At 42.3% G+C, this 13,018-nt stretch carries 8 protein-coding genes; all 8 read left to right on the forward strand.

The annotated features are described in order from the left end of the window. The first annotated feature begins 14 nt into the window (after nt 1–14). The gene (locus tag LOZ80_RS04640) at nt 15–929 is read left to right on the forward strand and encodes a carbohydrate ABC transporter permease (protein WP_238170320.1); all 915 of its coding nucleotides are present in this window, start codon (nt 15–17) and stop codon (nt 927–929) included. Between the two features lie 92 nt (nt 930–1,021). Beyond that, the gene (locus LOZ80_RS04645; protein WP_238170321.1) at nt 1,022–2,620 is read left to right on the forward strand and encodes a DUF3502 domain-containing protein; all 1,599 of its coding nucleotides are present in this window, start codon (nt 1,022–1,024) and stop codon (nt 2,618–2,620) included. Between the two features lie 104 nt (nt 2,621–2,724). Continuing rightward, on the forward strand, nt 2,725–4,239 hold the full coding sequence (locus LOZ80_RS04650) for a response regulator transcription factor (protein ID WP_238170322.1): 1,515 nt from the start codon (nt 2,725–2,727) through the stop codon (nt 4,237–4,239). Continuing rightward, a complete protein-coding gene (locus tag LOZ80_RS04655; RefSeq protein ID WP_238170323.1) occupies nt 4,236–5,996 on the forward strand; it encodes a sensor histidine kinase in 1,761 nt (586 codons plus the stop codon). Before LOZ80_RS04650 ends, LOZ80_RS04655 begins: the two co-directional genes overlap by 4 nt. Before the next feature lie 218 nt (nt 5,997–6,214). Next, nucleotides 6,215–7,639, forward strand: a complete 1,425-nt coding sequence (locus tag LOZ80_RS04660) for a glycosyl hydrolase family 28 protein (protein ID WP_238170324.1) — start codon at nt 6,215–6,217, stop codon at nt 7,637–7,639. 49 nt (nt 7,640–7,688) lie between these two features. Then, nucleotides 7,689–10,064, forward strand: coding sequence for a glycoside hydrolase family 95 protein (locus tag LOZ80_RS04665; protein ID WP_238170325.1), 2,376 nt, complete (start codon nt 7,689–7,691; stop codon nt 10,062–10,064). Between the two features lie 35 nt (nt 10,065–10,099). Beyond that, nucleotides 10,100–11,653, forward strand: coding sequence for a glycoside hydrolase family 43 protein (locus LOZ80_RS04670; RefSeq protein WP_238170326.1), 1,554 nt, complete (start codon nt 10,100–10,102; stop codon nt 11,651–11,653). Between the two features lie 33 nt (nt 11,654–11,686). Continuing rightward, complete coding sequence (locus tag LOZ80_RS04675; RefSeq protein WP_238170327.1) at nt 11,687–12,823, forward strand: glycoside hydrolase family 88 protein; 1,137 nt, start codon at nt 11,687–11,689, stop codon at nt 12,821–12,823. The last annotated feature ends 195 nt before the right edge of the window (nt 12,824–13,018 follow it).

The following is a 13,018-nucleotide window of genomic DNA, read 5'->3' on the forward strand; positions in this document are numbered from 1 at the left end:
GAAAGGAGTTTATTATGGCTGAATTATCCATTAAAAAACAAAGAAATTCGATACAACAAGATGCTGGTACCAGAATTTTTAATGTGATTGCGGTTACGATCGTATCGTTCTTTGCCATCGTTTGCCTATTACCCTTCGTCCTTGTACTGTCTGGTTCGTTTAGTGATGAAAGCCAGGTTGCGATTAACGGATATAAACTGTTTCCTCAGGAGTTTTCATTGCAAGCCTACAAAGTCGTATTTAGTAATTTAGGGGACACGATCGGAAATGCGTACTTGGTAACCATTTACGTAACACTTGTTGGGACTGTAATAGGATTGCTGCTAACCTCCATGAGCGGTTATGTATTGTCACGGACTGATTTTAAACACAGAGATAAAGCAGCTTTCTTTATCTACTTCACTACATTGTTCAGTGGTGGATTAATTCCTTCTTATTTAGTTAATACGACCTTTCTACATTTAAATCATTCGTTGTGGGCCGTCATCCTACCTGGCTTATTAGGTCCATTTAATATCTTCTTGTTTCGTAATTATATTAAAGGTATTCCTCACTCCTTAGTTGAGTCTGCAAGGATTGATGGGGCAGGTGACTTCCGTGTTTATTGGCAGATTATTATTCCATTATGCAAGCCCGTATCTGCTACGGTTGGTTTGTTTTTAGCGCTTGGCTATTGGAACAATTGGTTTGGATATAGTCTCTATCTGATTTCTGACAAGGATAAGTGGGGATTGCAGTATTTACTCTACAGGATGCTAGCTCGGATGACCGATGCGGTCAAGGACTCTCAGATCGTAATGGATGCCTTACCTTCAGAAACGATGAAGTTGGCTACCGCTATGTTGGTTACAGGTCCCGTTCTTCTATTCTATCCTTTTGCCCAACGTTATTTCGTATCTGGCCTTACGATTGGCGGCGTCAAAGGTTGACACTGTATCAAATTTGTTGTTGACTGGAGGGAGCTTTCCTTCGGATTGCTTCCTCTGTAAAACATATATAAAAATTATTGGAGGGGATTTTCTTGTTAGCATCAAAAAAACTAAAAACCGTATTATCCGCAGTACTCATGTCATCCGTTGTAGTATCGCTTGCAGCATGTTCATCAGATAAAGTTGCAACTTCAACGCCAGGTGCATCAACGGGGACGACGCCGGCTGCATCGCAAGCACCCGGTCCACTCGTAGAATTGAAAGCGATAACAATGGGAGCAGAGCCAGCTAGTGGAATGGCTAACTTCTATAAGAAGCTGGATGAGCTTACGAAAAAAGATCTTAATGCAACAGTCAGATTCACTTTCATTCCATGGGGCGATGAGAAGAACCAAATCAGCCGTTCCATTGTAGCCAAGGAATATGATCTTTATGTAGGCGGAGCATGGTCTGATTTTAAAAACTTTGCCGTTAAAAATGCTTTTGCAGATCTAACACCTTACTTGAAAAACACGCCGAAGCTTACTGAACGCTACGGAGATATTCTAACTCGTCTTAAAATTGATGGTAAAAATTACGGCATCCCCCAATTGAATAAACCGGGTATTGCTGCTGGGGAAGGCATGTTGTTCCGTGAAGACCTGAGAAAGAAATGGGGATTACCAGAAATCACGAATCTTGAAACGGTAGAGAAATATTTGTATAAAGCAAAGCAAGAATTTCCAGATACGCCAATGATTATTGATAAGCGTGCAGTTAACAACGTATGGGCTATGGTTGCAGGTAATAAGTATTTAACAGTTACATCTTTGAATGGAACGGTTCTAACGGTGGCGTCAGTGGATGAACCATACAAAGCAATGAGTATTTATGATACGCCAGAGTTTAAACAAGTTCTTGGATATGTGAAAAAATGGTACGACGATGGGATTATTGCCCATGATGTGCTAGCATCCCAGGGGAACGAAGGCGACAAAACCAAAGAACTAATGAAAGCTGGTAAAAAACCACTTGAGTTCAACAACCAGTTCTATGCAGTAAGTGGCAATTATATTTCTACCATTAAAGATGCTCATCCTGAATTTGAATTAAATTGGGTAGACTTTTCAATGATGAATCCCAAAACGATATTCTTGCCATCGCATTCCAATGAGACAACAACGCAAATTTCAGTTGGAGCCAACAGTAAGAACGTTGAAACCGCTTTGAAATTTATCGAAAAAGCACATGTGGATCAGACTTATTATAATTTGCTCAGCTTCGGTGTTGAAGGTGAAAACTATAAAATGGTCAACGGTGCAGTCTCTTCAGAGGGAATCGATGCCAAAAATAAAAAGCCAGCATGGACAGGTTTAAGTGATGGTTTTATGAATCCAGAACCGAAATATCCTGCTGAATGGCAAGGTATTTATGAAAAATTAAAATCTTCAGGTGAAGCTCTTGTTCCTTCTTTGAAAACGCATCCGTACGAAGGATTTGTATTCAATACGTCTGAACTGGCTGCTGAAAATTCAAGTTTAGAAACAGTAAGAACACAATTTGCTTTGCCTCTGGTAGTGGGTATGGTTAAGAAAAACCAAGAGGCTGATCTAGAAGCCTTGAAGCAACAGCTTAAAGGTGCAGGCTTCGATAAGTATATGGCCGCTTTGCAGAAACAACTGGATACTTTCGCTGCTGCTACAAAGAAATAGTTCCCATATTTATCCCATCCCGAATAGGGGTGGGATACCTGCATTTCACCTATCAGATATGCTAAGATGATCTTATGAAGTGATCTTAAAAGGAGTACGATCCCATGCGCTTATTAATTGCAGATGACGATGATTACACCAGGCTTGGCATAATGGAATCGATGAATTGGACAACATTAGGCATTCAAGAGATAAAAGAAGCTAGAGATGGTGCTGAAGCACTCCGGATTGTGGAGGATTTTCAACCCGATATTGTGTTGACAGATATTCGAATGCCCAAGCTTAATGGTATTGAATTCGCAGAGAAATTAGCTGTTTGTTCGAGTGAGAGTAAGTTGTTATTTATGAGTGGATATATGGATATTGATTATCTAAAAAGTGCAATTAAACTATCTGCCGTAGATTATATAGAGAAGCCAATTAGGCTGACAGAGTTGGAAGCCGCGATCAAGAAAACGGTAGCATTTATTCATACGAAGCAAAAGCACCAAAGTATGATGAATCAGAACATGGCCTTACAACGCCAAAAGCTCGCGGGAATGTTGAAATCCAAAAATATGAATGTAAACGAAGTAACTTCGATTTGTAAGGAAACTGATTTTCCAGTGGATAGTTCATATATGTGCATTGTACTCTCACAAGGGACAGATGAGGAAGTACAAGATAGTTGGATAGCTTTTATTAACGATTACTGGAGCTCCTACCACATCCCATCACTAGGTACAGTACTTGAAAATAACAAGTACCTTTCTATCTTGTCTGTTAAGAAGCATGACAGGAAGCGAATCTTATATGTAACTGATCTTCTCTTAAAACAAAATGAAGGCTGGGTTGCAGGGGTTGGAAAGGAAGCGCTTCAATTAGAAACGATTGCCGAAAGCTATCAAACAGCATGGAGTGCATTAGAAAGTTCCTTTTATCATCCAAATCTACAAATGTTCGGCTTGAATCAGAGAAAAATTGCTCCCCAAGGATTGGGAGTTGAGCTCTATTCGGACTTCTACAGTTTGTTGAAGAATGAGCCTGCTCAATTAGCAGCTTGGGTTGATAGGGTCAGTAAGCAGTTCTGCGAGTACGAATATCCACGAAAAGAACGGGTTTGTGAATTGTTCACTTCCTTTGCGCAAGCTATATTGCATGAGAAAAGCTCACTCTTAAATAAAATGAACCACATTTTCAATACGAACGATCTAGAACTGTATATCCATAAGTGTCGTTCAATCTTTGCCATTAAGAATTTTATCCAGCAGCTGCTTGCTTTATATGTGGAGGAATTGGAGGATGCCTCCCAATATTCTAGGGTTATAAGAGATGTGATGTCCTATATTACTTCCAATTGCAGCCATGTGGATTTGGATGTGCGTGAAATTGCAGAGTCTGTTCATCTGTCCACAGCACATCTCGGCATGTTATTTAAGAACGAAACCGGGGTAACGATTAAGCAATACATTGGCGATTACAGATTGGAGCTGGCCAAAAAATTGATATCGAATGAACATTATAAAATAAATATGATTTCGGAGTTGTGCGGTTACGCAAGTGCCAGTTATTTCACGAAAGTTTTCCGTGCAGCAACGAATTTGACACCTGTTGAGTATAGAAAGATGATTATGAAATGAAGGTTAAACTTTGGTTTTCTAACTTATCCTTAAAGAAAAAACTGCTGTTCTTATTCGCCTTGGTAGGACTTATCCCGCTGATGATTACTTTTATTATTTCTTACGAAAAAATAACAAGTGCTACGTTGAAGTCTCAAAATTATGCAGCTAATCAAAACTATGAACAAACCCTTTCTTCCTTGTCTGGGACATTTACTCGCATTGAGAAATTGTCGACTATGGTCATTTTAAATGATGCACTTGTATCCGCTTTAGGATCTGATCCCTTACAGAAGGATATTGGTGAACAACTCATCGATTTTGGCAAAATAGAAACCTATACAAAGACATTGGAGGAGAGTTCGGAGAGCGAACATATTACCTACTATATCGATGATCGATTTGTGGTATCAGGGACAGATACTCGTTTCCGCAAACTAAAGTTAATTAAAGGTCAAAAGTGGTCTGAGAAAGTAATAAAAAATGCTGGAAGCCCTACTTGGGTATTGTACGAAAATGAGAATAGTGGCGATTCATACAAGTATTTGACTTTAGGAAGAATTCTATGGGATATGAGGAACTATAGTGACTCAATAGGTTTAGTAACCATCGATTTGGATTTAAAGAAAATACGAGATAACTTAACGCGAACAGTGCCTGAGCAGGTCGTCTACTTGATAAATGAAGATGGTCAGCTGATTGCGGGTAGTGACAATGCCAATACAGCCAATGTATCCGATCTAGTCATAAGCCCCTCTCAAGTCAAGGAAACAAAAAGTGATTTTGAGGAAATCAAGCTGAATAATATGGCGTACTTGCTCCGATGCAACCAGATTGGAAAAACTGGCATTTTCTTGACTTCGATCATTCCCAAAACAGCGGCATCAAAAGCCGTAGATGTTGTAGGTACACAAATGATCATGATCTATGTGGTGGTGGCTGCTGCATTGATGGTTCTTATTTTCCCCGTAACTAGATCTATTACAGCTCGAATTTTCTTGTTGTCCAGGAAGATGGATCAGGTTCGGCTAGGAGAGCTGAGGAAACTTGATATTGAGCCGCGCGATGATGAAATGGGCCGTCTCGTTTCAAGCTACAATTACATGATTAATAATGTTCAGGAACTTCTTCAGGAGCAATATCGTTTAGGCCAGGAAAAGAAGGGGGCTGAGCTTAAAGCGCTCCAATCCCAGATCAATCCACATTTTCTATATAACACCCTCGATATGCTGAATTGGATGGCCCAAAGAGAAGAACGTGACAATATCCAGCAGGTGGTTTATGCGCTATCGGATTATTACAAACTTATTTTGAATAAAGGTGAGGATCTCGTTACGCTGAAGGATGAGCTTCGCATGTGTCGTATTTATGTGGATATTCAGCAGAGACGCTTCAAAGGGAGGATTACATTCGCAATTGAGGTTGATGAGGCGCTTTTGGATTGTTTACTTCCCAAGATCACGCTTCAACCTTTAGTTGAGAATGCGATTGTGCACGGCATTACAGAAAAACCTGATGGCAAGGGGACTGTTACTATAACGGCAACCATGAAAGATCAGCGATTGCTTCTATCTATTGAAGATGATGGAATCGGCTTAAAGAATGATTTAAGCGATAGACCTGGTTATCATGGCAGCGGATATGGGATCAAGAATATCGAGAAACGTTTGGAATTATACTTTGGTGAAAGCCAATGTATGCGGTATGAAAGCGATTCGGACACGGGAACTCGCATAACCATTGATGTGCCGGTGGTACGTGCTTCAAATAACATGTAAAAAGGCATATTATACGGATGTGACCCCATCACCTTTCAGGTATTGGGGTCATTCTATTTGAGTATGTAAACATCAAATGTACAAGGAATCTTGAAAAATTAGCATAGTCCATCTTCTAACGCGTTGATAAAATTGTTGTGAGCATTTATGTAAGCGATTACCGTGCGATTTGTAAAATAGTACGACGATTATTATTTTTGGAGGATGAATATATAAACATGGAAAAAACTAAACTTGTTACTTATTCCATACCTAATCCAGTTCCGAGGAATAAAGATTTCTTAGTAAACGTGCGGACACCTGGGGGGGATTGGAAAGAATTAGACGTACTTTTAGTGAAAGTCGATATGCACGATGTTAGGGAAGCAGCAATGGCCAGCTTCGATTTCTGCTGCGAAGTAGAAGTTGAAGTCATCAGCCAGCGCAATGTTATCCAAAACATTGATATTCGTCCCCATTCTGCAGGTGTTCTACCTGACACTATTGATCAAGAGCGACTTCGATTCACGTTGAAGCAACCTCAGAAGCTGTCTATTGAGATAAATGGAGATCGTTTTCATAATTTACATCTGTTTGCGAAAGAAATTCAATCAGAGCAACCCGATCCACAAGGTGCGGGTGTAGTCGTCATCGATCCAGGGATTCATCGAACGGAAATGCTGGTTGAACGGTTGAAGTCAGGGATGCATACACTTTATTTTAAACCAGGCATGCATCACATTGAGCAGGTGCTTCTGAACATTCCTTCAGGAATGTCTGTCTATTTGGCGGGTGGTGCAGTCCTCGTAGGTTCGCTAGTTTGTGATGGTGTAGCGGATGTGAAGATCTTCGGCAGAGGTTTTATATACTTAGCAGATTTCGGACGATTCTCTGCTTTCCGAGGCGTGCGCATCATGTACAGCAAGGATATCGAGGTGTCAGGCATCGCCGTCATTGATCCTCCTCACTATAGTATTTACTTAGGGCAGTCGGAGCGAGTCCGCATACGAGATTTCGAGTCCTTCAGTACACGGGGCTGGTCAGATGGTATTGATATGATGTCGTGTTGTGACGTAGAGATCGACAATGTATTTATGCGGAATTCAGATGATTGTATTGCAATCTATGGCCATCGTTGGGGGTACTACGGAGACGCTAAGAATATTACGGTTAAAAATTCGGTGCTTTGGGCCGATGTAGCACATCCGACGATGATTGGAACGCATGGCGATTATCATGGTGAAGGAACGTTAATTGAGAATATCCTTTTCGAGAATATAGACATTTTGGAGCATCATGAGCCGCAGGACGGGTATCGTGGATGTCTAACGATCAATGCGGGAGATAAAAATATCGTGAGGCATGTGACCTATCGGAACATTCGTATCGATCCTTTTGAATTAGGAAGAATTATCGACATTCGTGTGATTTGGAACCCAGACTATAATCCGGTCCCAGGGAATGGCATTGAACATGTGGAGTTTGACAATATTCGTTATCGCGGGAGCGAGGATGTGGTTTCATCCATCTGTGGATTTGACGAGGACAGGTCTGTCAAAAGTGTCTTAATAAAAGATTTTTATAGAAACGGTGTAAAAATAACAGGTGCTTCTGAAGGTAAGGTGAACGTTGGATCATTCGTGTCCGATGTGCGATTTGAATAAGTTGAGTTGTAGTTAAACAGAGCACCTATGAGTGAGGAGAGAACACAACATGAAGTTATGTTATCAAGTTCCAGCAGGGAAATGGACAGAGGCGTTACCGCTTGGCAACGGGCGTCTGGGAGCGATGGTTTTCGGCGGGATAGAAACAGAGAAGCTGCAGTTGAATGAGGACACATTGTGGTCAGGTGCACCGAAGGATGGAACGAATCCAAGAGCACGAGACATCTTACCCGAGATCCGCGAAAGCATTAATGAAGGTTCATATACGAATGCAGATGTATTAAGTAAAGAAATGATGGGACCTTACACACAATCTTATTTGCCGCTTGGCGACCTTAATATTCATTTCTATCACGGAGATCTTGCACAAGATTACTCACGTGAATTAGATATTGAGACGGCAACGACAATTGTCTCTTATAAAATTGGTGAGGTTACCTATAAACGGACGTATTTTATCTCTTATCCCGATCAAGTAATTGTTCTGCGATTTGAGGCAGATCGACCTAGAATGCTTAATTTCGGAGTGAAATTGTGGAGCCCACTCAAGCATCATACGGGTGTAGAAGATGATCGACTTGTCTTGAAGGGGAAAGCGCCCGTGCATGTGGACCCGAATTATTACCGCACGAACAACCCAGTTGTTTACGGGGATGAAGGTATGAGGTTCGAAGGTAGACTTGCGTATCGCGTCGAGAATGGTCAGTCCGTTGTGAATCAAGATGGCTTGTATATTGAAGGTGCTACGTCAGCTACACTTATCTTCAGTGCAGCTACGAGCTTCAATGGTTTTGATCGTAATCCTGCTGCTGAAGGCAAGGATCCTTCTTCGATTGTTGAATCTCACGTGACTGCAGCTTTAGAGAAGAGCTACCTCGCGTTATTGAACGATCACATTGACGATTATCGTGCATTATTTGATCGTGTTTCATTAAACTTGGGTGCTGCTGATTTAGCCCCAATGAAGTCAACAGATGCTAGAGTTGAAGCTCATGGGGCGAGAGATAAGAAGTTGGTCGAGCTCTTGTTTCAATTTGGGCGATATTTGATGATCTCCAGTTCACGTCCCGGCACACAGGCTGCAAACCTACAAGGGATTTGGAATAAAGACGTTCGACCGCCTTGGAGCAGCAACTATACGTTAAATATTAATGCGGAGATGAATTACTGGCTTGCTGAGACGTGCAATTTGGCGGAGTGTCATCAACCGCTGCTTACGTTCACAAAGAATCTGAGTACAAAGGGAACAATTGTGGCAAAGGTCAACTACGGTGCAAAGGGTTGGACTGCGCATCATAATAGCGATATTTGGTGCCAAGCTGCACCTGTCGGAGACTATGGAGCAGGAGATCCGGTATGGGCTAGTTGGCCAATGGCGAGTCCTTGGTTAAGTCAGCATCTTTGGGAGCATTATGATTTCGGACGCAATGACACTTATCTTCGGGAAATGGCGTACCCGATCATGAAAGAAGCGGCTCTCTTTTGTCTAGATTGGTTGCAAGAGGAACCGGATGGAAGCTTGATCTCATCGCCCTCAACGTCGCCTGAACATAAATTTATGACGGAAGATGGCTCCCTCGCTGCTGTGAGCAAAGGGGCCGCAATGGACCATGCGTTAATGTGGGATCTGTTCACGAATTGCGTCAAGGCAGCCAAGGCATTGGGCATGGATGAATCGTTTCAAGCTGAGTTAGAAGCGGCTAAAGCTCGCTTATTCCCTTATCAAATTGGGAAGCATGGCCAGCTGCAGGAATGGTTTCAAGATTTCGAGGATCAAGATGTGTTTCACCGACATGTATCACATTTGTACGGCGTATTTCCAGGTTGCGAACTTACTGCCGAAACGGCGCCTGAGTTGTACGAAGCCGCTCAACGTTCTTTAGAGCGGAGAAGCGACATTGGCACTGGCTGGAGTTTAGCGTGGAAAATTAATTTATGGGCACGTTTTAGGGATGGAAATCGGGCATTACGCTTAATAGATGATGTCTTTAACCTTGTTCGGGAAGAAAAAGGTGCTGTTACAGGCGGCGGCGTTTACCCTAATTTGTTCGGAGCTCATCCACCCTTTCAAATCGATGGTAACTTTGGGTTTACAGCTGGTGTGGCAGAAATGCTCCTGCAGTCTCACGCAGAGGTGATTTATTTGTTGCCAGCACTTCCGGATGATTGGGCTTCTGGGCATGTTAAAGGGCTGCGAGCACGCGGGGGCTTCGAAATTGATATTTCGTGGGAGAACGGCGAGATTACGAGTGCGACAATACTATCTCTACAAGGCAATTCATGTAACGTGACGTCAGCAATTCCGTTGCAGGTCGTAGGAAATGGCAATTCAGTAGCAAGTGTGTGCCACGATAACGGAATCGTCACGTTTGAGACGACGGCAGGCATGACGTATAAGCTTGCACCAGTTTTAAAAGCTTTTTAGGATATGAAACGTTAAGGAATGAAGGAGTGAATGAGATGAATGAAATATCATTAAGTCCAGTATGGGTAGCTGATTTAGGGGATGGCAAGTATCGTAATCCGATTCTTCATGCGGATTATTCCGATTTGGATATTATACGAGTCGGAGACAGTTTTTATATGACAGCCTCTAGCTTTGTTAGTACGCCCGGACTTCCGATTCTGGAATCGAAGGATCTTGTAAACTGGACGATTATCGGACACGCAGTTGACAGGCTTCCATCCGGATATGATGAGAGCGTTCGTCACGCTCAGGGCATTTGGGCACCAAGTATTCGTTATCATGACGGGATGTTTTGGATATTCGTCAGTACACCAGATGAAGGTGTGTTTATGACACAAGCGAAGGAGGCTTCTGGACCTTGGTCTGAACTTCATCTTGTAAAGGAAGTTAAAGGATGGATTGACCCTTGTCCGATGTGGGATGAGGATGGCCAGGCTTACTTGATACATGCTTATGCGTATAGTCGATGCGGATTCAACAGCAAGTTGAATTTATGCAAAATGAAGAGTGATGGAACCGCATTGTTAGACGATGGAGTCGTCGTTTTCGATGGAACAGATAAACATCCTACTATTGAGGGCCCCAAACTTTACAAACGAAATGGGTATTATTACATTTTTGCTCCTGCAGGAGGAGTTGCAACAGGCTGGCAGACTGTGCTTAGATCCAGAAACATCTTCGGTCCGTTTGAAGATCGGATTGTCATGCATCAAGGAGATACGCAAATTAACGGTCCACACCAAGGTGGTTATGTAGAACTCGATTCTGGAGAATCTTGGTTTGCTCATTTTCAAGATTCCGGAGCGTATGGGCGTATTGTTCATCTTCAGCCTATGACTTGGCAGGATGATTGGCCAATAATTGGCGAAGATACGAATGGAGATGGAATCGGCGAGCCCGTCATGTTTCATAATAAACCGAATGTTGGACCGCATTCATGGCCTATAACCGTTCCGAATACTTCAGATCATTTTGAAACAAGCAGTCTCGGACTTCAATGGCAATGGCAGGGGAATAAGAAAGCGGAGTGGTACTCATTTGACGTTAGCCCTGGTAATCTACGTCTGTATGCCAATACACATCATGCTAATTTTTTTGAAACACCAAATATTTTATGTCAAAAGTTTCCGGCTCCCGTTTTTACAGCTACAACTAAGTTGAATCTAGAATCACGTGAAAGAGCTTTTTTTCAGTCAGGAATGACTGTATTCGGGCATGAATTTGCATATATGGCTGTGGAGCAAAGTGGGTTCAACAAGCGGATGGTTGTAGTCGAAGGAAATCGTAATGATGTTGAAAAATTAACTGCTAGCTTTGAGCTTGAGAACTCGCTTTCGTCGGTTTATATACAAGTTCATGTTGCTGCTGGAGCACTATGTACGTTCCATTTCAGTTTAGATGGGATCGAATATCAACAGATTGGAGATCCATTTGTTGCCAAGCCTGGAGGGTGGGTAGGTGCAAAGATTGGACTTTTCTGTTCACCAATAGGGTATGAATCGGAGAATGATTTTGTTGACTTTGAATGGATAAGTATTAAAGAGTAATTTAGGCATTTTTATAACGTGAGGAGATGCGAAATGCATAAGAAACTAAATGACACAGATCAGTATTGGCTAGATTGTACTTGGGAAAAGATACAAGTGAAAATGTCCGCAGAATGCGAACGCGTAGGTGATCATATTCCTTATGTTCCAGTTAATGGAGAATATCGTGAAGATAAAGGAGATACGGATATTTATTGGTGGACCAACGGCTTCTGGCCGGGCATGTTGTGGCATATGTATCAAGCTACCCAAGAAGAACCTTACAAAACTGCAGCAGAAGGAGTAGAACGTCGTTTAGATGCAGCGTTAGAGGGGTTCGAGGGATTGCATCATGATGTTGGATTCATGTGGTTGCATTCCGCGGTTGCAAACTACCGGTTGACGGGTAATGAAAGAAGTAAAACACGCGGATTGCATGCGGCTAACCTATTGGCTGGCAGATACAATCCAAGGGGCCGTTTTATTCGGGCTTGGAATGACGATTGCACAGGCTGGATCATTGTAGACAGTATGATGAACATTCCCTTGTTATATTGGGCGAGCATGGAGACGAATGACCCGCGGTTTCGTTTTATCGCGATGGATCATGCAGATACGGTACTGAGTCGAATTGTGCGTTCCGATGGGTCATGTAACCATATTGCCATTTTGAATCCAGAGAACGGTGAACTATTGGAAGCACCGGGAGGACAAGGTTTTGCATCTGGATCAGCATGGTCCAGAGGACAGTCCTGGGCGCTGTACGGCTTTGCTTTGAGCTATCGTTACACGAAGGATGACCGCTATCTGAGCGCTGCAAAAAGCATCGCTCATTACTTCATCACTCAAGTGTCCACAACGGGTTTCGTGCCGTTAGTTGACTTCCGCTCACCTGAAGAACCAGTGAAATGGGATACAACGGCAGGTCTCTGCGCAGCATGTGGGTTACTTGAACTTGCCGAGACAGTACCAGAGCTTGAGCAACCGGTCTATCGCAATGCTGCGATTCGGATTTTACAATCAACGGATGAACGCTTCGCGAACTGGAACCCGAACGAAGATGCGATTATTTCAGGTGGGACAGAAGCGTATCACAGTATAAAGAACAACGAGGTTCCTATTATTTACGGTGATTATTTCTTTATTGAAGCTGTACTGCGTCTCAAAGAAAAGCATGTTCTTATTTGGTGATTTTTTGATGACTAGGTACTATCTATGATGACTGTCGATTGGTATGAGATTATTATAAGATGGCCGATTCAATTGGATCGGTCTATTCTTAAATTACAATGAATCGTGTAAAAGTACTATATATGGAATAAGAAAGCGCTATTAAAATTGATAGTAAAGGGGGATGGATGAATTGAAAGCGTAACCATGATGGGA

It is taken from the genome of Paenibacillus sp. HWE-109 (genome assembly GCF_022163125.1).
GTDB lineage: Bacteria > Bacillota > Bacilli > Paenibacillales > NBRC-103111 > Paenibacillus_E.

Coding starts and splice junctions, on each gene's coding strand:
- LOZ80_RS04640 (WP_238170320.1), top strand. CDS start 15: ATGGCTGAATTATCCATTAAAAAACAAAGAAATTCGATACAACAAGAT.
- LOZ80_RS04650 (WP_238170322.1), top strand. CDS start 2,725: ATGCGCTTATTAATTGCAGATGACGATGATTACACCAGGCTTGGCATA.
- LOZ80_RS04655 (WP_238170323.1), top strand. CDS start 4,236: ATGAAGGTTAAACTTTGGTTTTCTAACTTATCCTTAAAGAAAAAACTG.
- LOZ80_RS04660 (WP_238170324.1), top strand. CDS start 6,215: ATGGAAAAAACTAAACTTGTTACTTATTCCATACCTAATCCAGTTCCG.
- LOZ80_RS04665 (WP_238170325.1), top strand. CDS start 7,689: ATGAAGTTATGTTATCAAGTTCCAGCAGGGAAATGGACAGAGGCGTTA.
- LOZ80_RS04670 (WP_238170326.1), top strand. CDS start 10,100: ATGAATGAAATATCATTAAGTCCAGTATGGGTAGCTGATTTAGGGGAT.
- LOZ80_RS04675 (WP_238170327.1), top strand. CDS start 11,687: ATGCATAAGAAACTAAATGACACAGATCAGTATTGGCTAGATTGTACT.